At 45.5% G+C, this 22,153-nt stretch carries 23 protein-coding genes and 1 tRNA gene; 17 read left to right on the forward strand and 7 right to left on the reverse strand.

Annotation, left to right across the window (positions count from 1 at the left end):
* Positions 1–126: 126 nt before the first annotated feature.
* On the reverse strand, positions 127–1,002 hold the full coding sequence (gene sucD / locus O8C65_09630) for a succinate--CoA ligase subunit alpha (protein ID MCZ7357183.1): 876 nt from the start codon (positions 1,000–1,002) through the stop codon (positions 127–129).
* Positions 977–2,083 (reverse strand): ADP-forming succinate--CoA ligase subunit beta, encoded by a 1,107-nt coding sequence (sucC, locus tag O8C65_09635; GenBank protein MCZ7357184.1) that lies wholly within the window; start codon positions 2,081–2,083, stop codon positions 977–979. The genes sucD and sucC overlap by 26 nt, the downstream gene beginning before the upstream one ends.
* Positions 2,084–2,193: 110 nt before the next feature.
* Between sucC and argF the strand changes: the two genes are divergently transcribed.
* The 6 genes from argF (at position 2,194) to O8C65_09665 (ending at position 8,445) form a co-directional block, all read left to right on the forward strand.
* Entirely contained in the window at positions 2,194–3,102 is a 909-nt protein-coding gene (gene argF / locus O8C65_09640; GenBank protein ID MCZ7357185.1) for an ornithine carbamoyltransferase, read from the forward strand.
* 140 nt (positions 3,103–3,242) lie between these two features.
* Positions 3,243–3,327 (forward strand) — tRNA-Leu (locus O8C65_09645).
* Positions 3,328–3,492: 165 nt separating this feature from the next.
* Positions 3,493–5,001 carry a serine--tRNA ligase gene (locus O8C65_09650; protein ID MCZ7357186.1) on the forward strand — a complete coding sequence of 503 codons (1,509 nt, stop codon included), beginning with the start codon at positions 3,493–3,495 and terminating at the stop codon, positions 4,999–5,001.
* A gap of 52 nt (positions 5,002–5,053) precedes the next feature.
* Positions 5,054–6,535: an aldehyde dehydrogenase family protein gene (locus tag O8C65_09655; protein MCZ7357187.1), complete on the forward strand. Its 1,482-nt coding sequence runs from the start codon at positions 5,054–5,056 to the stop codon at positions 6,533–6,535.
* 8 nt (positions 6,536–6,543) lie between these two features.
* Complete coding sequence (locus tag O8C65_09660) at positions 6,544–7,824, forward strand: aminotransferase class III-fold pyridoxal phosphate-dependent enzyme (GenBank protein ID MCZ7357188.1); 1,281 nt, start codon at positions 6,544–6,546, stop codon at positions 7,822–7,824.
* A 60-nt stretch (positions 7,825–7,884) separates the two neighbouring features.
* A complete protein-coding gene (locus tag O8C65_09665) occupies positions 7,885–8,445 on the forward strand; it encodes a tRNA (pseudouridine(54)-N(1))-methyltransferase TrmY (GenBank protein MCZ7357189.1) in 561 nt (186 codons plus the stop codon).
* On the opposite strand, the gene O8C65_09670 is transcribed toward O8C65_09665, so the two are convergent.
* A complete protein-coding gene (locus O8C65_09670) occupies positions 8,429–8,902 on the reverse strand; it encodes a YkgJ family cysteine cluster protein (protein MCZ7357190.1) in 474 nt (157 codons plus the stop codon). The two genes, O8C65_09665 and O8C65_09670, sit on opposite strands and share 17 nt — an antisense overlap.
* Positions 8,903–9,069: 167 nt before the next feature.
* Here O8C65_09670 and O8C65_09675 point away from each other — a divergent pair, with 167 nt between their 5' ends.
* From O8C65_09675 to O8C65_09690, 4 genes are all read left to right on the forward strand, one after another.
* A complete protein-coding gene (locus tag O8C65_09675; GenBank protein MCZ7357191.1) occupies positions 9,070–9,438 on the forward strand; it encodes a hypothetical protein in 369 nt (122 codons plus the stop codon).
* 99 nt (positions 9,439–9,537) lie between these two features.
* Positions 9,538–10,713, forward strand: coding sequence for a cofactor-independent phosphoglycerate mutase (locus O8C65_09680; GenBank protein MCZ7357192.1), 1,176 nt, complete (start codon positions 9,538–9,540; stop codon positions 10,711–10,713).
* Positions 10,714–10,742: 29 nt separating this feature from the next.
* Positions 10,743–10,880 (forward strand): hypothetical protein, encoded by a 138-nt coding sequence (locus O8C65_09685; protein MCZ7357193.1) that lies wholly within the window; start codon positions 10,743–10,745, stop codon positions 10,878–10,880.
* Positions 10,881–10,979: 99 nt separating this feature from the next.
* Complete coding sequence (locus O8C65_09690; protein MCZ7357194.1) at positions 10,980–11,198, forward strand: hypothetical protein; 219 nt, start codon at positions 10,980–10,982, stop codon at positions 11,196–11,198.
* A 232-nt stretch (positions 11,199–11,430) separates the two neighbouring features.
* On the opposite strand, the gene O8C65_09695 is transcribed toward O8C65_09690, so the two are convergent.
* From O8C65_09695 to O8C65_09705, 3 genes are all read right to left on the reverse strand, one after another.
* Entirely contained in the window at positions 11,431–11,709 is a 279-nt protein-coding gene (locus O8C65_09695; protein MCZ7357195.1) for a hypothetical protein, read from the reverse strand.
* A 167-nt stretch (positions 11,710–11,876) separates the two neighbouring features.
* A complete protein-coding gene (locus O8C65_09700) occupies positions 11,877–14,135 on the reverse strand; it encodes a beta-propeller domain-containing protein (GenBank protein MCZ7357196.1) in 2,259 nt (752 codons plus the stop codon).
* 94 nt (positions 14,136–14,229) lie between these two features.
* Positions 14,230–14,991 carry an anaerobic ribonucleoside-triphosphate reductase activating protein gene (locus O8C65_09705; GenBank protein ID MCZ7357197.1) on the reverse strand — a complete coding sequence of 254 codons (762 nt, stop codon included), beginning with the start codon at positions 14,989–14,991 and terminating at the stop codon, positions 14,230–14,232.
* Positions 14,992–15,124: 133 nt separating this feature from the next.
* On the opposite strand from O8C65_09705, the gene O8C65_09710 reads away from it, so the two are divergent.
* The 4 genes from O8C65_09710 to O8C65_09725 are packed head-to-tail and all read left to right on the forward strand — an operon-like array spanning position 15,125 to position 18,696.
* Positions 15,125–15,442, forward strand: coding sequence for a phasin family protein (locus O8C65_09710; GenBank protein MCZ7357198.1), 318 nt, complete (start codon positions 15,125–15,127; stop codon positions 15,440–15,442).
* 15 nt (positions 15,443–15,457) lie between these two features.
* Positions 15,458–17,143, forward strand: coding sequence for an AarF/ABC1/UbiB kinase family protein (locus O8C65_09715; protein MCZ7357199.1), 1,686 nt, complete (start codon positions 15,458–15,460; stop codon positions 17,141–17,143).
* Positions 17,144–17,182: 39 nt separating this feature from the next.
* Positions 17,183–17,884 (forward strand): futalosine hydrolase, encoded by a 702-nt coding sequence (gene mqnB, locus O8C65_09720; protein MCZ7357200.1) that lies wholly within the window; start codon positions 17,183–17,185, stop codon positions 17,882–17,884.
* The gene (locus O8C65_09725) at positions 17,881–18,696 is read left to right on the forward strand and encodes a 1,4-dihydroxy-6-naphthoate synthase (protein ID MCZ7357201.1); all 816 of its coding nucleotides are present in this window, start codon (positions 17,881–17,883) and stop codon (positions 18,694–18,696) included. Before mqnB ends, O8C65_09725 begins: the two co-directional genes overlap by 4 nt.
* A 56-nt stretch (positions 18,697–18,752) precedes the next feature.
* Here O8C65_09725 and O8C65_09730 read toward each other — a convergent pair whose 3' ends face one another.
* Positions 18,753–19,073 carry a hypothetical protein gene (locus tag O8C65_09730; GenBank protein ID MCZ7357202.1) on the reverse strand — a complete coding sequence of 107 codons (321 nt, stop codon included), beginning with the start codon at positions 19,071–19,073 and terminating at the stop codon, positions 18,753–18,755.
* A 331-nt stretch (positions 19,074–19,404) separates the two neighbouring features.
* Here O8C65_09730 and purN point away from each other — a divergent pair, with 331 nt between their 5' ends.
* From purN to O8C65_09745, 3 genes are read left to right on the forward strand one after another with little or no spacing between them, the layout of a single operon-like run.
* The gene (purN, locus tag O8C65_09735) at positions 19,405–20,010 is read left to right on the forward strand and encodes a phosphoribosylglycinamide formyltransferase (protein MCZ7357203.1); all 606 of its coding nucleotides are present in this window, start codon (positions 19,405–19,407) and stop codon (positions 20,008–20,010) included.
* 20 nt (positions 20,011–20,030) lie between these two features.
* Positions 20,031–21,266: a serine hydroxymethyltransferase gene (locus O8C65_09740; protein ID MCZ7357204.1), complete on the forward strand. Its 1,236-nt coding sequence runs from the start codon at positions 20,031–20,033 to the stop codon at positions 21,264–21,266.
* Between the two features lie 8 nt (positions 21,267–21,274).
* A complete protein-coding gene (locus O8C65_09745; protein MCZ7357205.1) occupies positions 21,275–22,144 on the forward strand; it encodes a bifunctional methylenetetrahydrofolate dehydrogenase/methenyltetrahydrofolate cyclohydrolase in 870 nt (289 codons plus the stop codon).
* Positions 22,145–22,153: the final 9 nt, after the last annotated feature.

The following is a 22,153-nucleotide window of genomic DNA, read 5'->3' on the forward strand; positions in this document are numbered from 1 at the left end:
GCTCGGACGCCGCTAAGTAATCATAACTATTATTCATAGTAATGATTATCATAATGTAAGCCTCCAATACATACTAGGTAGCCTTGCTATATATAAAGATTTCCATGGTGCATAATCAAAAAAATATTATTTTTTTAATATAGTATTAATCTGGCGCACAATATCCGCCGGGCTTTTCCCCACAGCTATCCCGGCGTTCTCAAATGCCTGTATTTTCAGAAGTGCAGTGCCGCTCCCGGCAGAGATAATGGCACCAGCATGGCCCATAGTTTTATCGGGCGGAGCCGAAACACCTACTATATACGCCAGAACTGGCTTGCTCATCCTATTTATGAAATCGATAGCATCTTCCTCGGCGCTACCCCCTATCTCGCCTACGAGTACAACGGCGTGTGTCTCCAGGTCATCTTCGAATAATTTTAGAATATCCACGAACGAAGTCCCTGAAACCTGATCCCCTCCTATTCCCACGGAAGTTGACTGTCCGATACCGTTCCTGGAGAGGAGGTCAATTATCTCATAAGTAAGCGTCCCGCTTCTTGAAACAAGGCCGACATTTCCAGGCATGTGGATTCTATTCGGCATTATTCCCGCCTTTGATTCTCCCGGGGTGGTAATGCCGGGGCAATTCGGTCCTAGAAGTGTTGATGAGGAGCCTTCAAGATAAGCGCATATCCGAATCATGTCATGTACGGGAATACCCTCGGTTATGGCCACGATGAGTTCTATGTTGCTATCAATGGCTTCAAAAATAGCATCGGGTGCGAATTTGGGGGGAACAAAAATAACAGATGCATTCGGTTTTACGCTGTCCGCAGCTTCTTTGACATAGTTAAAAACAGGGATACCATGAATCATTTCCCCTCCTTTTCCAGGTGTGACCCCGGCGACAATATTCGTGCCAAATTCCAGCATCTGTTGTGCCTGGAATGAACCTTCATGGCCTGTGATCCCCTGGATCAGGACCCGTGTATCTTTATTGATCAGGATTCCCAAGTTCAATCACTCTCCCTGCAGCTTCTTCTGTAGACATCGCAAATGTTATTCCGAGCCCTTCAAGCATCGCTCGCCCCTTTTCCTCATTGGTCCCGGCGAGCCTGATGACTATTGGCAGATTGATTTCCGACCCGGCATCGATAATTCCCCGGGCTACCTCATCGCATTTGGTGAGACCGCCGAAAATGTTGATAAGCACGGTTTTCACGTTCTTATTGGATGATACGATTCTCAGGGCAGTCTTTACCTGTTCAGCATTTGCCCCGGCTCTAACATCCATGAAATTTGCAGGATCGCCTCCATGCTGCTTGATCATGTCCAGGGTCGCCATTGCAAGACCCGCACCATTGACTATGCACCCGATATCCCCATCAAGACCCACGTAGCTCATCCCGTTTTTCTTTGCAAGAGCAGCAAGTGCGTCAGGTTCTTCTCCCTCAACATCCTGCCTGAAAAGAGCATTATCGTCTACTATCATCTTTGCGTCAAGAGCAAAAATCCCTTCAGTTGTCAAAGCAAGAGGGTTGATCTCCGCAAGTATGCAATCATTATCTATAAAAACGTGATACAGCTTTTTAATCACTTCAGCGATCCCGGCTGAATTTTCCCTGTCCAGGAAAGACGCAAGGTTCCTTGCCTGATAATCGTGTATCCCGGTGAGCGGGTTAATGTGTACCCGCATGATCTTTTCCTGTGAAATTCTGGAGATCTCCTCGATATCGACACCGCCTTCCTGGCTGACAATTATGATGGGACGGCGCGCCGACCTATCGATGGTTATCCCAAGGTACATCTCCTTTTCTGCTTTCTTATATTCCTCGACAAGGACTTTTCTTACAGGCATTCCTTTTATTGACATGCCAAGAATCCGCCGGGCTTCCTTTACTGCATCAACCTGGTTTGATGCGACAGCAATACCGCCTGCCTTCCCCCGCCCTCCTGTGGCGACCTGCGCTTTTACGACTACAACACCAAGTTTTACTGCATTTTCCCTGGCATCATTGGGATCAATAATCACATTTCCTTTTGGTATCGGAATGCCGTATTTTAAAAATATATCCTTGGCTGCGTATTCATAGAGTTTCATGACCAACACCCCTTTTCTGGTTTGACAGTACCATCTAAATGATAGTTTATCAAAAGGAATTTAAATAGGTATCTACAATTGTAGTGCAAACCAATGGAAGTGTCCTGATTTTGCCAATTCATTTATTGTCTCTTGCAGATTTATCTTATATCGATATTATTTCAATACTTGAAACGGCATCTGACCTGAAGGAAAAAAGGGAAAGGGGAAAAACCCAGGACACCTTGAAAAATAGATCACTCGGTATGCTTTTTGAAAAATCATCTACCCGCACCCGCATATCATTCGAGGTAGCTATGACTGAACTTGGAGGCCATGCGATCTATCTGAATTATAAAGATATGCAGCTCGGGCGGGGGGAATCCCTCCCGGATACCGCACGTGTGATGTCGCGCTATGTTCATGCCATCATGGGCCGTGTGTACAAACATGAGACCCTCGTAGAACTTTCAAAACACGCTACCATACCTGTTATCAATGGCCTGTCTGACCTTGAACATCCCTGCCAGTTACTTGCCGACCTTATGACGATCCGTGAATACAAAGGAAAATTCAAAGGACTGAATTTCACCTGGGTCGGGGATGGAAATAATGTATGCAATTCTGCCATTCTTGCTTGCGCCCTCATGGGCATGAAAATGACAGCGGCATGTCCCCCGGGATATGAGCCAGAGTCCGGGATCGTGGAAAAGGCAAAGGAACTCGGTGGAATAATCAATGTCATCGGCGACCCCGTGAAAGCCGCCAAGAATGCCGACATCCTGTACACAGATGTATGGGTCTCAATGGGGAACGAAGAAGAATATGACAAGAGGATGCATGACCTGCGGCGATACCAGATCAACAGTAAGCTTTTAGAACAGGCCAAGCATGATGTGATGGTACTCCACTGCCTTCCGGCACACAGGGGCGAAGAGATCACTGCGGATGTGGTCGATGGACCGAACTCTGCTGTGTTTGACCAGGCAGAGAACAGGCTGCATACGCAGAAAGCACTGCTCCTGAAATTATTGTCTTAACCCTTATTGCGGGGGCAAAGGCGTAGGATTCAGGGGTATACGAAACATAACATAAGATTTATGACTAAGAATCACGAAAAAAGCATAGAAAACGTTGGAATTTATCCGATATATAACTTACGCGATGTATGGCGTAAAATGCGAGGGTCGCCCAGTCCGGTCAAAGGCGTTAGCTTCAGGGGCTAATCCCGCAGGGGTTCGTGGGTTCAAATCCCATCCCTCGCATAAAATCTCATTTCTGGTTACTTCTTTAGAGGACATGTTCGAGAAAATGTTCAGAGAGATGAGAAATTCACCGGATGCTGTGCTCAAATAAAATAAGATATATTTTTGTACATACCTCTCAATTAAGACCATATTCTCGTATCCAAAAATCAAGGAATGAATATAATGGAACCTTACTTTCACCTGAAGGGCAGTTATAAAACAAGCGCCGACGCATCCGCTGCACGCGCTGAAATCGAAAAGTTCATTGAAGAAGCAAAAACAACTATACTGCAAAAAGGCGTCCCAGCAGGGAGAGGCGCGAGGATTCTTGAATGGGACATCAGGGATAACAGCGTGTTCTTCGATATAGAATCGGACCGATACCTTCGAGCCCATGATGCCTTCATAAGGCTTCGCAAGCCCCTCGCAGGCGTACTTGGTAAGGAATACAGGATAGGAGTAAGAGGGGCGGAAATCGAGGAATTCATAGTTTCATTGCCTTCCGAACAGCAGCTGCAGGCCAAAAAAATACCCCATGTGAAAACAATCGAATTCAAAGAAGGGATGATAACCCTCTCGCTCGATGTCGGGGAAGCCGAACTTGAGAACAAGGTTCCCGACAGGATTATCTCTCTCATCGAGGACAAGATAGCGGCGCAAAGCTTCGGCGGCAAGGCTGAGCACTGGAGCCTGATGTGGGAAAGCCCCAGGAAAGAGATGAAATTCAAAGCAGACCCGACGGTTGAGGCCGAAAAGAGGGGATGGATAAGGCGCTCAGTTGGCCGCGGCCAGTGGATACACGGGGCTCAGATGACCCGCATCTTCAGGACATTTGAGCAGATCGTCCTGGAAGAGGTGATAGAGCCCCTTGGTTACACAGAGATGCTATTCCCAAAGCTTGACCCGTGGGACGTATTGAAACATTCAGGTCATGCAAAGGGCGTGTATCCTGAGATATATTACGTCTGCCCCCCAAAGACAAGAGACCCCGCATTCTGGGAGGAGGTTATTGATTCTTACAAGGTCACACTTGAAGTGCCCCTTGACCTCATCGCCGAGAAGATCGATAAACCCCTCGGCGCCATGTGCTATGCCCAATGCCCGTCATTCTGGCCATTCCTTCAGGGAAAGACCATCGCAGAAGATTCCCTTCCCATTAAGGTTTTTGACCGCTCCGGCACATCGCACAGGTATGAGAGCGGCGGCATACATGGCATGGAGAGGGTGGATGAATTCCACAGGATAGAGCTTGTTTTCATAGGCACCCAGGAGCAGGTCACCGCCCATTCAAAGAATATGCAGGAATGCTACAAGCGAATCTTCAATGACATACTTGACCTTGAATGGAGAATGGCATGGGTCACACCCTGGTTCATGGCCCAGGAAGGGCTTACCGGGCTTGCCGAGAAAAAGGATGTGGGTACCATTGATTTCGAGGCGCCGCTGCCATATCGCGGAAAAGACGGCGAGTGGCTTGAGTTCCAGAACCTGAGCATCAATGGCGATAAGTATCCAAAGGGCTTCAATGTGAAATCTCAGTCAGGAAAGGAGGTATGGAGCGGATGCTCCGGCATCGGACTTGAGAGGTGGGCGAGCACGTTCTTTGCACAGAAAGGATTTGATCAGAAGGACTGGCCGGATAAGTTCATGGAGAAGGTAGGGGAGATGCCGAAAGGGATAAGGTTCATGTGAAAAAATGACTCACAAAACCTTAAAATAGCATAGTCTCCAACTTAAATACCGGGTGAAGTGTTTGCATGAGTATAAACTTTTCATAAATGGCGAATGGACAGAATCAAGCACGGGAGAGACTTTTGATGATATCAACCCGGCAACCCTCGATGTGATAGCGAAACTCCATAAGGCATCAAAGGAGGACGTGTCTCGCGCAGTTGACAGCGCGGAGGATGCCTTTGACGCGTGGAGCTGCACGCCTGCCCCCAGGCGTGCGAAGATACTTTTCAGCGCTGCAAGGATGCTTGAGGAGCGAAAGGAAGAGCTTGCGCGTCTCATGACGGCTGAGATGGGAAAAATCCTGAAGGAAACACGGGGTGATGTCCAGGAAGCCATCGATATAACATATTATGCAGCTGGTGAGGGGCGCCGTCTCCTCGGCGAGACCACGCCTTCCGAATTACCTGACAAATTCGCCATGACCGTTCGCCGACCGATAGGTGTGGTCGGGCTGATCACTCCCTGGAATTTTCCAATAGCGATACCTGCATGGAAAATAATGCCTGCGCTCATATCCGGAAACACGATCGTGTTCAAGCCCGCAAGCGATACGCCGCTGCTGTCAATTGAACTCGTTAAAATTCTTGCTGAAGCAGGACTTCCGGAGGGCGTTTTAAATCTCGTGATGGGAGAAGGCAAGAGCGTGGGCGGGGCGATCGTCCATGACAGGAAGATCCGTGCGGTATCTTTCACGGGCTCGCTTGCGACAGGCAAATGGATACTTGGCGAGGCAGGCAAGGATATGAAAAGAGTTTCTCTTGAACTCGGCGGGAAAAATCCTATTATAGTGATGGATGATGCCAACCTCGATCTTGCCATCGATGGCGTCCTGTGGGGGGCTTTCGGGACTACTGGACAGCGCTGCACCGCCGCAAGCCGCGTTATAGTGCATGAAAAAATACTGCCCGAATTCCAGAAGAGATTCATTCAGAGGACAAAACGGCTAAAGCTGGGTAATGGTCTTGATGAAAATATTGATGTCGGGCCGGTCATCAATGGTTCGCAGCTTCAAAAAATCGCAAAGTATGTCGCGATCGGAAAAGATGAAGGAGCAAAACTGGCGCTTGGAGGAAATACAATAAAGCCACTGCCGGGATACTTTTTTGAGCCCACCATTTTTACAGATGTCGCTCCTGATATGCGGATAGCGCAGGAAGAGATATTTGGACCTGTGGTATCTCTGATCAAGGCCGGAGACCTTGACGAGGCGATAAACATCGCCAACTCGGTGGAATACGGTCTCTCTTCTTCCATCTATACGGAAAACATGACAAGCGCATTCAGGGCGATTGAAAAAATCGAAGCTGGTATCACGTATGTAAACGCCCCGACGATAGGTTCTGAGATCCACCTGCCCTTTGGGGGTGTGAAATCCACAGGGAACGGCACGCGTGAAGCCGGTACAACCGCTATAGAGGAGTTCACGGAGCTAAAAACAGTATATTTCGATTACAGCGGAAAACTTCAGAAAGCGCAGATAGACATAGAGTAGGAGGGATCATGAGGAAACCAGGAAAAAAATCCAGAGATATCATAGACAGGGACGCCAAGGTCATGTCGGCGCTGACGCGCCCCTATGAATTGGTTGTCGACCATGCTGAAGGCTCAACGATTTTTGATGTTGACGGTAACAAATACATTGATTTTGCATCAAGCGTGGCAGTAATGAATATCGGCTATAATAATAAAAAAGTCAGAGAAGCGGTATGCGGGCAGATGGAAAAAATGGTTCACTGCGGTTTCTCCGATTTCAATGCTGAGATTCCGGTCAAGCTGTCAGAAAAGCTCTGCCGGATGACGGGATATGAGAAGGTATTTCTATCTAATTCAGGCGCTGAGTCAGTCGAGGCGGCCATGAAACTTGCATTCTGGTACACGAAAAGGAACAGCATGGTGGCGTTCTACCGGGCCTTCCATGGAAGGACGCTCGGCGCGCTCTCGCTGACAAGTTCCAGAATCCGCCATAAGGAGCATTTCCCATCATTGCGGGTCATTCACTCAGACTATGCTTACTGCTACCGATGTCCGCTTGACCTCGAATATCCGCAGTGCGGCATATCCTGCGCAAAGGAGATCGAGCGAACCATCTTCAAGCGAGAACTCTCGCCCGAGGACACCGCAGCCATTGTTACGGAGCCCATACAGGGGGAGGGTGGGTTCATCGTACCGCCTGCCGAGTTCCATAAGGAGATAAGGAGGATATGCGATGAGAACAACATCCTGATGATAGCAGATGAAGTCCAAAGCGGCGGTTTCAGGACAGGAAAATTCATGGCACTTGAGAATTTTGGCGTGCGGGCGGATATCGTGTGCATGTCCAAATCCATCGGCGGGGGAATACCTCTTGGCGCGACGTTATCTACCAGTAAGATAATGAGCTGGCCTTCAGGAGCCCATGCCAATACCTTTGGGGGCAATCTGCTTGCGTCTGCCGGAGGGCTTGCAACTCTTGAGTTCATGGAAAGCAACAGGCTCGGCGATAAGGCGGTTGAGAAAGGAAATTACCTGGTAAAGCGCCTGAACGAACTCAAGGAGCAATATCCGATAATTGGGGATGTCCGGGGCATCGGCCTTATGATCGGCGTGGAATTCGTTGAGGAAAATAAGGACCCAGCTGCCGAAAAGCGCAACTGGATCGTAAAGCAGGCCCTTGATGAAGGGCTGATCCTGCTCCCTGCAGGTGACTCTGTTATCAGATTCGTGCCTCCCCTCGTGATTTCAAGCGATGAGATAGATAAAGGTCTTGAAATATTTGAGAATTCGCTCAAAACGGTGAGGTAAAGCATTTCGAGTAAAAAATAGCAGAATCTAAATAAGCCAACGGGTCTATCCAGATTCCCTATGCGCGAATTCATCCTCTACTCCAGGACAGGCAGTACAGGTCCTCGATTCAAGAGCCTCATAGAAGCCGGCAGGCTGGACGTAGTGTATCAGTGCATATTGATGTCCCTCTTTATGTCGCATTCTATCAGGAGGGATGTGATTTTCCATGCCATCCTCGGAGGCCCCCCATCACCACCTCTTGAACTTGTTGTTGACGGGAGGGATCTGAGAGATGCAAGGCTGGATGAGAGGACGTGGGAAGACATATTGAGGAATATCCTTTCAGGCAGGTCGCATCCTGGGGTTCATGTCCAGAAGAAAAGCCTGCAGCAATTGGTAAAAGAAAAGAGCAACATCTTTGTCCTGGAAGAGTCCGGCGAAAGCATACGAACTATTGACCTGGGAACAGACCCGGTATTTGTTCTCGGCGACCAGGTGGGGCTGCCAAGGAAAGATGAAGAATTCGTCCTTAGATACGGGAAAAAAGTCTCAATTGGCCAGAAGGCATATCTGGCTTCCGCATGCGTCGGCATCATCAACTATATACTGGACCAGCGGGAAATTAGAGTTCCACCATAACTCCTTTTTTACCTTTTGTCCTCATATCCCTGATAAGTTTTTGATTTTCACGAATGAACGAGGCTGCATCAGCTTCGATTTTCTTTTTATCTATTTTCTTACCATGTCCCTCACCTGGACAGTCAACTACTGGTTTAAGGCGCATTATAGGTTCATCGGAATACGAGACTTCCATGATCTTGAAGGGGAGCAGACGGCAGACAAGGGGCTCATTCTCCCGTATCATGCATTCAAGTTTTTTGCCCTGGAAAAAGCACCTGCCATCCTTTTCTTTTATCCTGAAGACCTGCTTCGCCTCATCAAAATCCAGGAAATCGTCCGGCGAATATCCGAGCGCCTTTATCATTTTTATATCTGCCACGGTAAGCTGGATACCAGGTATGCAGCATTTTGCGCCGCATTTTTTGTATTCGCATGTCCACTTTTCGACATTTTCAAGGATATGGATCATGACCATTAATTGATTCTGGTCTAATTAAAGATAACCATATCTGGTGAGCATAATATAGCAATTAAATAATTATTGGGATTGCCGGCGATGTCTAAAATCAACATCAATATCATATATGATAGAAAAAGAATTATATAAGGGTTATATCATTATAGTATATACGAGGGTACAATATGTCAATCCTGGATGTAACTGAAGATCAAATATTTCAAACGTTGGGAAAAGGAAGAGATCCGAATTTTAAACCTATCGAGAAGGTAAGACCGGTAATCGTCAAACCCAAGAAAACGTATACGCTCAATCAAACTATCAGAACCGCCCAGACCGTGAAGGCTATAACGCCGCAGGCCGTTGTGGCAGTGTCTGAACCTGTCAAAATCGTCCCATCACCGCAAGTTGATGAATCCATGGTGAAACTAACGGTGCAATTGAATGAATTAAACAATCGTGTAAATGGGATACAGAAAATGGTTAAATATTATATAATGCCGCAGTTCGTAATCGTTCTGGTTCTGTTGGTTGCGTTGTTTGTCAAAGGTTAATTTTCCTTTTTTCAAAATCCATTTAATCTCTTTAAAGATTTGCCGGAACTCGCAACTTGACCGATATTTTCTTGTATTTATCTCTCTTTAGTGGGCGGCATGAAATACATCATTCTCATTGGCGATGGAATGGCTGATTATGCCATACCAGAACTTGGCGATCTCACACCCCTACAGGCTGCCAACAAGCCGAATATGGATTTTATCGCCAAGCACGGCAGGAACGGCACTGCGAGAACAGTTCCAGATGATAAGCCGCCCGGGAGCGATGTGGCTAACCTGTGTATAATGGGGTACGACCCAGAAAGATATTATTCGGGGCGGGGGCCACTTGAAGCTGCAAGCATAGGTGTAGATCTTCAAAAGGATGACATTGCGTTCCGATGCAACCTGATCACTGAAAAGAACGGATTGCTGGCGGATTATAGTTCAGGCCATATCTCAAGTGATGAAGCGCGGGTGCTTATCAATGCTGTGGACAATGAACTTGGAGGAAATTGTAAGTTTCATCCGGGCGTGAGTTACAGGCATTTACTGGTAATGAAAAAGGGGGAGAGGGCTGTATGTACCCCGCCCCATGATGTGGTCGGACAGCCGGTAGATGATGTCCTGCCCAGGGGTGAAGATTCCGGGATCCTGATCGACCTTATCAGGGCATCGAAATCCATCCTTGAGAGCCATGAGATAAACATCAAGAGAAAAAAAAATGGGAAGAACATGGCGAACCTTATATGGCCCTGGGGGCAGGGAAAGGCGCCAGATATGCCTACATTCAGGGAGCTTTATGGATTATCGGGTTCGATTATCTCGGCTGTGGACCTGTTGAAAGGGATCGGGAAGTATGCAGGTCTGGAAGTCATAGATGTTCCCGGCGCTACAGGATACCTGGACACCAATTTCGCAGGTAAAGCTGCATATGCGCTTGAATCCCTTAAGGAGCGCGATTTTGTCCTTGTTCATGTGGAGGCGCCCGATGAGGCGGGGCATATGGGGAACATAGAAGCGAAGATCAAGGCCATCGAGGATTTCGATGAGAAAGTCGTTGGTGGGATGCTTAATGAACTTGCCGGGTTCGGAGATTACAGGATCCTTGTTTTGCCTGATCACCCCACACCCCTTTCCATCAGGACGCATACAAGAGACCCTGTTCCTTTCGCGCTCTATTCTTCGAATGAAAGCGCTGATTACGTGGACAGGTTCGATGAGTTTGCGGCGAAAGAGGGTGTTTTCGGGCTTGTTGAGGGGCATAAGTTGATGAAGCTGCTTGTGAAGTAAATATATGGTTTACGAATAAGAAACCGCAAATGAAGGCGCCCGGAGTCATGCCTCGGGAGGGCGTATCCTCAGGGGCGCAACCCTTGATGTATGGCTCCGCCATAGGTGTCAAATCAGAGTGGATTGTGAAAGATAAGTTGAATCAAAGTACGAAACTTATTGTGTGAAGCCCGCCGATGGGGGCGGGAGAGTTCAAGACGTCACATTTATCCAGCCAAGCAATTGGTTTATATATACATCAAACAGATTCCAGATAGTTGATAATTATGCCAGAAACTATGACACAAAATGAGATGGTCATAAGCTTTGATACATTTAATAATTTAAAAAAATTAAAAGATGAACTGGAAGCTCTGATCGAAACCATTGAAATAATGAATGATAAGACTCTTATGAATGGGATAAAGCGGTCCAGGAATGATGTAAAAGCAGGCAGAATACATGAGATAAGAAGTTCTGACGAGCTTGATGAAATCTGGGCATGAAACGTTTGAGAATAGAAAGAAAGTTTACAAATGATGCGGGTATTTCGTAATCATGCTAACCCTGATTTAAATATTTTCAACTGTTGCGGTGTTGATACGAAACTGATGCAGCCTCAGTATATCGAGATTATAAATTGCATAACGGAGCAAGCATTGCAACAGCAACAGCATGCAAGAGGCGCATCCACAAAAACAAGGATTGAGAGATTTTACTTGGCTTTATTATTCATCGCTATTTGAACCAGGATTTCTGTCTGCTTATCGAATCTTTTTCTTCTTCTGGATTGGTGGGTACGATGATCTTTTTTATATCGCTCTTGAAAATATAGGCGGGGTGAAAGTCATTGAATAATGGTTCGAACCAGACGCCATCCTCATCGCTTTCCTTGATATATCCCACATATGTCGAACCTGTTAAAGTCTGGATCTTGACGAGGTTATTTTCAGGTTTTTTCTTAAAATACTCTAAAAGCTTTGGGTTTTTGACTATTTCATCGATTATTTTTGACATTAATTCCCGCCTTTTTATTAAATGAACGAGGTCCGGAACTATAATGCTATTAATTGCTGTTCCAAAAATAAAATTTTCTATGAATAGAGGTTAAGAAATTGAAAAGTGGATGCAACACGCATTAAGCCATTACCGAACGATGCTTTACGCATTGCATCCTAATAAGGTCAATTCCACATGTAATTATAGTATTTATTGATCTCAAATGGCAGGTCAATGCCTTTTATCTTGCTCATGTCACTTAGGTTGTTCATAAGGATCATTCGTGCAGAGATGGTGTAAAGCACATCATCCATGTATAACGATCTCCTTACTGCGCTGGGTGAGTTCCAGTAATAGTTCTGGTCCTCGTAGTCATCCAGATGCGAGATTTTGCCTTTCAGCTTGAACCCGTCCTCAGGGGTAATCCCGAAAACATAGGCGCCCTGCCATACTTTCTGCCTGTTGTAGTAGTCGCCATACTTTCCATATACGCGATCCTCAGAAACTTCCCTTATCGGGATCACGAGCAGGTTCTTCTTCCTGTCAAAGAGGAATGCCCTGTGGTCTCTCAGCGCCTCAGAATCAGTGCCAGCAGTGCCGATCTCGTATTTGTCAAGCTGCTTTGGATTATTGACATCTGAAACATCAAACAGGGAAAGCTTAACACCCTTTATGGATACTCCGCCCCATTCGTTATCTCCTGTTTCCTTGCCCACCCCAATGATATGGTTTTCATCGTACGGGTGCAAATAGTCGGAAAAACCTGGTATCATGAGTTTCCCGAGTATATCAGGTTTTTCAGGGTTCGCAAGGTCTATTACGAACAATGGATCCATCCGCTTAAAGGTTACCATATAAAGTCTGTTTCCTATGAATCGGGTCGAGTATATCCTCTCATCCGGCGCTATCTCTTCCAGTTTCCCGGTTATGTTGAGTTCTCCATCCATCACGTAAACATTGTTGTATTGCACAGATCCATGTCCTGTCCAGAACTGCGTTGTTGTGGCAACCCTGAAATAATCCCCGGATTCGTCCATGGAGAACTGGTTTAGCAGGCTGCCTGGCACTTCCCCTTTTGCCCTGTATTCAATATCCCCCTTATCGATACTTATCTTCTGGATGACTGTCTTCTCCCTTTCCTGCGCCTGTTTTACTTCATATTCCTCAACCGCCTTTTCAATATTGCTGAAATATTCATTTTTCTCTATTTCAGACATGCGGTTGTAATTTTCTTCCAGTATGGATGAGATGTTGTCCCACTTTTCCTGGGAATTGAGCTTGCTGTCTTTTATTCCTCTAATCTTATCCTGAACATCTTTTGGAAGCAGCGGCACGATAACATTATAGAACCTCTCCTCCTGCTCCTTCTGGTAATACATATACGGAAGGTTCTTGTTGTATGTCAAGTAAATACTGTTGCTGGAAACATACAGGTTGTCAGAATAGCCCATCATGAATGATTTTGCATTAATTCCTTTTGATCTTATGTTGATGGATGCGATCGTGTGGAATACATAATTCTGTTCGGGATTATCGAAATAATACACGTCAGGTATCATAATTCTCCCTGAACCCTGCCTGATCGCAGGGACATCAACGACGTTGGCGTAATAATAAACGCTGTCCTTTACTATGAAATATACGTAATCACCTATCATCCGTGACTGGAAGTAATTCCCATTGATGTCATAACTCTCCACCTGCTCAGGTTTTGTCCTGTCCGAGATATCATAGACCAATGCGCTCGTATTCTGGGTATATCTCTGTATAGGTCTGTATTCATATTCGGGATAAAGCGTCACCTGATGGTCGTTCTCTGTGAAAACCACAAGCCTGTCTCCATTAATGAAAAGATCTTTGGGCCTTCCCGGTATTTCAGTCTCGGAAAGAATACTTGCTTTCTCAGCCGGATATGCATCAACGATGACCAGTTTATTTTGTGAAATAACATAGATATACTTGCCATCGTTCTTTACGAAATCAGCCTCGTCCACTCCCTCAACCTGGATGTTCGTTTTTGAATAGTCGGCTGTTCCCTGGCCGCCTGCCGATGGGACTGATATGGCTTCCTTCGAAATAGGCGTTGCTCCTCCGGTCGGCGGTGCAGCTGGTATTGCCACGCCATTAATATATCCGGTCATCAATGCAGGTGTTGGGGTCACCATAGCCATATTCCCCCGTATATCAAGAACAGTTCCAAATGTGTTATAATTTTGACTGTTAGCGTTCGTATTGAGAAAATCCCGGATCTCCTGGACCGAGGAGAATTTTTTAAGACCCTGTGTGGTCTCAAATCCAGATATGTTCAAGACTTTTGTATTTGAATTTTGTATAACAGAATCTTTTGTAACGTTAACGTCTACCTTTTTATTATCCAGGCATCCAGTGAAAACCACTGCGCTAATAAACAGCATTATGCCTACCAAAAGCATTCTCTTTACCATCTCATTCACCTGCCATGATGAACATAAATAAGGCTTATATATAAATAAACTTATCTTTAACTTCAAACGGATTTGAAGTTATGGAAAAATGGAACTAAGTTATCTTTTCTTCCCCTTTTTCCCTGGTCCTTATCCTTACATCCTTCAAGAAAGAAACTTTTCGGGCAAGAGCTTCAAGTTCATCCCTGGTAATAGGCTTCTCGTTGCGTAATTTTTCATCCGGTGCATATTCGGGGATGCCCTGCTGGATGACATAAGTGCAACTATGTCCTGCAAGAGTACTGGCAATCCCGGAAATAAATCCCGGAACCTCACAAAAGGACCGAAAAACTGTCGTCCTGACCTCAATATCAACACCCTTGAGATCCAGAGTCTTGAGAGCATGTTCACCTGCGTCTTTAATTCCTCCTGTGATCATGCTGTATCTCAAGACATCATCAGGCGGGGATTTGATATCGAGGAAAACCTTATCAACGAGTTTTGCCTCGATCAATCTCCTCAGGCGTTCAGGATAGTATCCGTTTGTCTCAATGCCCACAAGCAGACCCTGTTCCTTCACGAATTTCGCAAGATGCTCCAGTTCCAAAGGATGCGCTGTGGGTTCACCCCCTGAGAATACCACCGCACTTATGAAAGGTCTTGAATCAAGGATATTTTTCTCAATTTCTTCGATATTGACTACGTTCCCTCCCTTGTAGAGCGGCTCAAGTCTCTGGTTCGACACTTCAATAAATTTATTGTTGGAACAATAAAGGCATTTAAAATTACATCCGTTGAAGAACACGACGGTAACAGACCTCCCGTACCAGTCTATCGTCGACACCGGGATCACTACACCACTAAAAATCAATTTCATATTTCTCCTTCTTCAAAAAGATTTATCAGTTAATAAACTAATTTCATACTGGGGCGTTATTTAAATCTTGCGCCTGAAAAGGACTGGGAATCATCAATCGGTCAACGACGAGGATTGTTTAAGGAGGAATGAAATGTCAGAAATGTCGGAGATGTTTAAGAAAATGGGATTGTTCGGCATCGGGGTAATTTCCCTGACACAGGAAAAAGCCGAAGAATTTACCCAGGAAATGATAAAACAAGGGGAAATTAGCAGGGACGAAGGTAAGAAATTCGTCAAAGAGGTCCTATCCCAGAAGGAACAGCAGGTCAAAGATCTTGAAGATAAGATCAATGCAAAAGTCAAAGAGACAATGGAAAAGAGCGGGGTTGTAATGAAAAGCGATCTTGAAGCTCTTGAGCGGAAGATCGATTCCCTTGAAAAAACAGTCAAATCCCTCTCAAAAAAATAATGGAAGTAGGATGATGTGAGCCTTCTGAATAAGGGCGTTGCCTACGCCAAGAGATATCGGGAAATCGTCGATGTTTTGATAAGGCATGGCTTTGGTTATCTCGTGGACAGGTTTGGACTTCGTCCTTTCCGCTCGTTTCGGGAGAAAGTATTCGGGCCAAGGCCTCTCAGAGAACAGTTGCTCGTATTATCGGAAGCAGAACGATTGCGTCTTGCTTTAGAAGAGCTCGGGACCACATTTATCAAGTTCGGGCAGATACTGAGCACGCGTCATGATCTTATACCTCCTGAATATATAGAAGAGCTCTCCAAGCTGCAGGACCGTGTTCCACCTTTTGAATTTGCAGAGGTAAAAAAAGTGATCGAAAGGGAGTTTGGGAAAAATATTGAAGAGATTTTTTTATCATTCGATCCAGAACCTCTTGCTGCGGCTTCGATTGGGCAGGTCCATCGTGCCAGGCTTGCTGGAGGTGAAGAAGTTGCAGTTAAGGTGATGCGCCCTGGCGTGGAAGATGTCATCCAAACCGACCTTGCTATTTTGATGAGCCTTGCAAAATTCGCCGAAAAGCATATAAAAGAAAGTAAATTTTTCAATCCAGTCGGGTTCGTGGATGAATTTTCTCGCATAATAAGGCAAGAAATCGATTATGCCCATGAAGCCCAGAATGCGGAAAGGTTTTACGTCAACTTTAAAGGGAGCACGACAGTCAAAATCCCAAAGGTATACTGGAGTTATGTAACAAAACACGTTATGACCCAGGAATATTCGGAAGGCATCAAGATCTCTGATATCAAACAAATCGAGGCAATGGGGCTTGACAGGAGAAAAATCTCAATGGATCTTGCGAACGCATATCTAAAAATGATATTCGAAGACCGTTTTTATCATGCCGACCCCCACCCTGGCAATATTCTGGTCTCCCAGGAGGGAGTCGTTATCTTCCTCGATTTCGGGATGGCGGGTCACATCGACCCAGTACTTCATGAAAACCTTGCCAATCTCATAATAGCAATTAAGATAAATGATGTAGATTTCCTCATGGAAGCCCTTGCAGAAATGGGATTGATCAGAGATGAGGGAGGTGAAAGCCCAATACTCAGAATAGGACTTGAAGAAATTTTGAATAAATATTACGATCTATCCTCTAAATTCATAGACCCGACTGCGTTCTTACGCGATATAATTGATTTGTTTGCAAAAAATAGAGGAAAGATACCCACAAATCTCATGCTGCTATCAAAAACGCTTTTCATAAGGGATGAAATCAGCCGCAAACTTGACCCCGAACATAATTTTGGGGAGTTGACCGAGCCTTATGTTAAAAGGATGCTTGAAGAGCGGGCCAAAGCTACTCATATATTGAAAGAAACTGAAATAGTGGTAAGTGACCTTATCCATTTAATTAAAATTTTTCCAAAGAAATTCAGTCATATACTTACTAAAGTGGAAAAGGGAATGCTGAAATTTGAACTGGAACACCAGGGTCTTGAGACATATGTCGAGGAACTGGATATAATAAGCAACAGGCTCTCATTCAGTATGATAATTTCTGCGCTTATAGTTGGTTCATCTCTTATTATTCAGACTGGTATGGCACCACGCATCTGGGGTGTGCCGGTGCTCGGGATTTTCGGGTTTTTGCTTGCAGGTTTTTTGGGGATGGGATTGCTTTTTTCGATACTACGCTCTGGTAAGTGGTAGAATATAAAAGCTTTATTCTATGAAACATATTAACGATTAATGAATCTTGCACTGATCACGCCCACACCCCTTGAATCAAAAGAACTGAGGCGAGAGATTGAACCCCGACCAGGTGAAGAGCTCAAAGTCATTTATGAAGGGAAATTGCATGGAAAAGCTGTTATCCTTACACATTCCGGGGTAGGCAAGGTAAATGCAGCGCATTCCACAACTTTAATTCTCGAAAATTACGATATAGGCTGTTTGGTCCTTTTCGGTATCGGGGGAGCATATTCAAAAAGCATTGGTGATATTGCCATTGCGGAAAGCGAAAATTACGGCGAGGAAGGAGTAATGACAAGGGAAGGCTGGAAATCCATGGAATTCACAGGATTCCCTTTGCTGAAGAATGAAAGAGAATATTACAATACTTTTCCTATGGACGCAGGGCTGAAAGAGCATGCAATCAAAGCCTCTAAAGAGGCAGGTTTTAATGCAATGATCGGCAATTTTGTAACTGTATCGCAATGTTCGGGAACGCGTGAAAGCGGGGAACTCCTGATGAAGCGTTTTGATGGCATATGCGAGAATATGGAAGGAGCTGCCGTGGCGCATATTTGTGCTCTCTACAGGATTCCCATGATCGAGATCAGGGGTATAAGCAACATCATCGAGGATAGAGACCTGAAAAAATGGAATATACCGCTGGCAGTCTCAAACTGCAATAAGGTTGTAATTGAATTTGTCAAAAGGTTAAAATGAAGAAGATCTCATTAGGTTATTCTCCGTGTCCCAATGACACGTTCATCTTTTATGCGCTGGTGCATAAAAAAGTGAAAGGGGATATTGAGTTTTCAGAAATACTGCGTGACGTCGAAACCCTGAACAAGATGGCCCTGCAAAAAAAGCTGGACGTTACCAAAGCCTCATTTAGTGCCTTTGGCCTGTTGAGGAAGGATTACTGTCTTCTTCATTCTGGCAGCGCGCTTGGGAGAGGGTGCGGGCCGCTGATCGTGGCCAGGAATCAGGGCTCTGACCTGAAAACTATAGCTATTCCCGGGAAGATGACCACGGCTTATTTTCTTTTAAGGTTATTTGCGCCACATTTAAAAAATGTGATCGAGATGCCTTTTGATCGCATACTGAACGCAGTAAGTCTGGGAAAGGTGGACGCAGGTCTGATCATCCATGAAGGGCGGTTCACTTACCCCAGATACGGTCTTGTGCAGATACTGGACCTCGGTGAATTGTGGGAGAAAGAAACAGGTATGCCTATACCTCTCGGCGGAATATTCGCAAAAAGAGAGCTGGGCGCAAAAGTAATAGGTGAAATCGATTTTCTGCTCAAAAAGAGTGTCGAGTTTGCATTCCGGAATCGCCCACTTACGCGAGAATATATTAAAAAAAATGCACAGGAAATGGAGAATGATGTGATAGGCCAGCACATAAGCCTTTACGTGAATGAATATACGCTGGACATTGCGGATGGCATAGTGGCTGTTGAGAAGCTATTAACGACGGCTGAGGAATTGCATTTGATTCCAGGGTCCCGTTTTCCGTTATTTATTGATTAGTCCTGTTTGAACACACCTGCGTATTTTCTATCTGTTATGGTATTCAAATGTCGGTATTAATAGAAACCTTTTCTGAGTTCATCCGTTGACGATGGTTCATTTGAAGCCTTATTGTTCCCGTCATTTATTTTGATTATCTTCTGGGCTTTCCTTTTTGCGGGGGGGCATCCACATTCATAAATAAAATGGAGAAAACCGGTTTCCGGATTCTCAACCGTTTTGGTGTGTACATATTCGGTATTGCAGTCCGGACATGTCCCCACTTTGGGGACGTGCTCATTGCAATGCCCGCACTTACAGACCACGACATCTATGACTTCATTCTTTGCATTCACTGCCGAGAGGGTATATTCATCACTTTTGAGTTCAGAGGACATATTCCCAATAAACTAAATAAACGAGGTATGTATTAAATCTTGCGGGTTTATTGCAGTTTTTCCAAAATCTTGCAAAACAAAAACTTTATTCATTTTCAGGTTGTAAGAAACAAAGAGGTGAATTGTTTGACCGAACATATTCCATCTAAAATTGATTATTTAAGAGCCATTGAAAATGCATGCATGCAGTGCGGTGACAAACACCAACCCGATTGTCCCGTGGGGATGGCAAAAGCACGAATTGGCTGCACCAATGATCTATTAACCGAATTTTATAAACACAGATAAACCAAAACCTATTATATTCCTGGCGGTATAAGGGCATCTCGTGATGAATCTAGCAGTGCTCGTGTCAGGAAGAGGTTCAAATCTTCAGGCGATCATAGATAGTATCAATAGTGGATATGTGAAGGCGCGGATCACAGTAGTAATAAGCGACAATGAATATGCATATGCTCTCGGGAGGGCACGGAAGCATGGCATTGAATCTTTTTTCATAGATCCAAAGAGATTCGCATCAAAGGAATTGTTCGAGGAAGATGTCCTCAGGGTTATAAAAGAACATCGCGCTGACCTTGTACTGCTTGCGGGATACATGAGGATAATTGGGAAAACCCTGCTCGACGCATACAAGGATCGAATACTCAACATCCATCCAGCCCTGCTTCCTGCTTTTCAGGGGCTTCATGCGCAAGAGCAGGCTTTTGATTATGGCGTGAAAGTATCGGGATGCACTGTGCATTTTGTGGATGAGGCTCTCGATGGAGGCCCCATAATCCTTCAGAGATGTGTTGAAGTGAAGGAAGACGACACGGCTGAGAAGCTGGCTAACAGGATACTCGCGCTGGAACACAAGATTTATCCCGAAGCTGTGAAATTATTCGTCGAAAATCGATTGCAGATAGAAGGAAGAAAAGTGAGAATCATAAAATCTTAAACTATCAAAAAGGAATCGTTATGCCGTTAAAAACAATAGATCCTGAAATTTATGAAGTAATGCGACATGAGATAGAAAGGCAGAGGAATAAATTAAACCTCATCGCCTCGGAGAATTATGCAAGCCGGGCAGTCCTGCAGGCGCAGGGCTCGGTGATGACGAATAAGTATGCTGAAGGTTATCCTGGAAAAAGGTACTACGGCGGATGCGAGTTCGTGGATGCGGCAGAGAACCTTGCTATAGAACGCGCGAAAAAACTTTTCAAAGCGGAACACATAAATGTTCAGCCCCATTCAGGCTCCCAGGCGAACATGGCAGTTTATCTTGCTATGCTCAAGTGCGGGGATACGATAATGAGCATGGATCTATCGCACGGGGGACATCTTTCCCACGGTAGCCCCGTCAATTTTTCTGGAAAGCTGTACAACATCGTGCCATATGGGGTATCAAGGGAAACCAGAACCATAGACTACGATACTCTATCTGAACTTGCAAAAAAGCACAGACCAAAACTTATAATATCGGGTGCAAGTGCATATCCAAGAGAGCTTGATTTCAAGAGGTTCAGGGAAATTGCGGATGAAGTTGATGCACTTCTGCTGGCAGATATAGCTCATATAGCAGGTCTGGTCGTAGCGGGCATACATTGCGACCCTGTACCTTATGCGGATTTTGTTACTACTACCACGCACAAGACGCTGAGGGGACCGCGGGGGGGCATGATAATGTGCAGGTCGGAATTTGCCAAGCAGATAGACAAGACTGTTTTTCCGGGAATACAGGGTGGCCCGTTAATGCATGTTATCGCAGCAAAAGCAGTGGCCTTCAAGGAAGCGATGCACCCCGATTTCAATGATTACCAGAAGCAAATAGTGAAGAACGCAAAGAAGATCGCGTTAGAGCTTACATCGAGGGGCAACGAACTCGTCTCCGGTGGTACTGATAATCACCTTATGCTCGTTGACCTTACCCCACCTGGCATCACAGGCAAGGATGCCGAGGCAAGGCTCGGTGAGGCCGGAATAATCCTGAACAAGAATACCATTCCTTTTGAGACAAAGAGCCCGTTCATTACAAGCGGCATAAGGATAGGTACTCCTGCCGCGACCACACGCGGTATGAAGGAAACGGAAATGATAACTATCGCCTGGGCGATAAATGAAATAATCCATAACATGAATGATGCTGAAAAATTAAAGGAAGTCAAAAAAATAATCCTTGAACTCTGCGGTCAGTTCCCCATTCCGTACGAGTGAGATTTTTTATGGAACCGCTTCCTGAGGTAACGGATCCCCGCGTGATAGATGGCAGGAAAATCGCGCAGGGTATTGAGGCAGAAGTCAAGAAACAGGTTGGGATGTTCATTCAGGAACATGGAATAAAACCGGCACTTGCCACGATTCTCGTGGGAGAACATCCCCCTTCGAAATTATATGTCAAGCTCAAACACTGGGCATGCAAACGCGTAGGAATAGTGTCAGAAGACCACAAGTTCCCGCAGGAAACAGAACAGGAAAAGATAATAGACCTGATCGAAAAGCTTAACAGGCGCCCCGAAATACATGGAATACTCGTTCAATTGCCACTGCCAAAACACATAGATGAGCGCGACGTCATGACCCGCATAGCTCCCGAGAAAGACGTAGATGGCTTCAACCCTCTCAACATGGGAAGGATGCTGATCGGGAGGGAGGGCTTTGTGCCTTGCACACCCAAAGGTATCATTCGGGCCCTGGAAGAATTCAATATCGACCCAAAGGGGATGGAAGTAGTGGTTGTGGGTCACAGCAACGTCGTGGGCAAACCTGCTGCCATCATGCTCCTCAACCGCAATGCCACAGTAAAGATTTGTCATGTTTACACAAAAGACCTGAAAAGCCACACAAGAGAAGCTGATATTCTCATAGTGGCAACAGGCGTGCGCGATCTTATTAAAGCCGATATGGTGAAAGAAGGCGCAGTCGTGTTCGATGTAGGCATTACATGGCAGGATGAAAGAGTGTACGGGGATGTGGATTTTGATGATGTTCTGCCGAAGGTGAAATTGATATCGCCCGTACCTGGTGGCGTGGGACCGATGACGATAGCGATTCTGATGGAGCATACGCTGCAAGCGGCCAAACTGCAGTGTTGATCAGGCTTA

It is taken from the genome of Candidatus Methanoperedens sp., assembly GCA_027460535.1.
In the GTDB taxonomy this organism is placed as follows: domain Archaea; phylum Halobacteriota; class Methanosarcinia; order Methanosarcinales; family Methanoperedenaceae; genus Methanoperedens.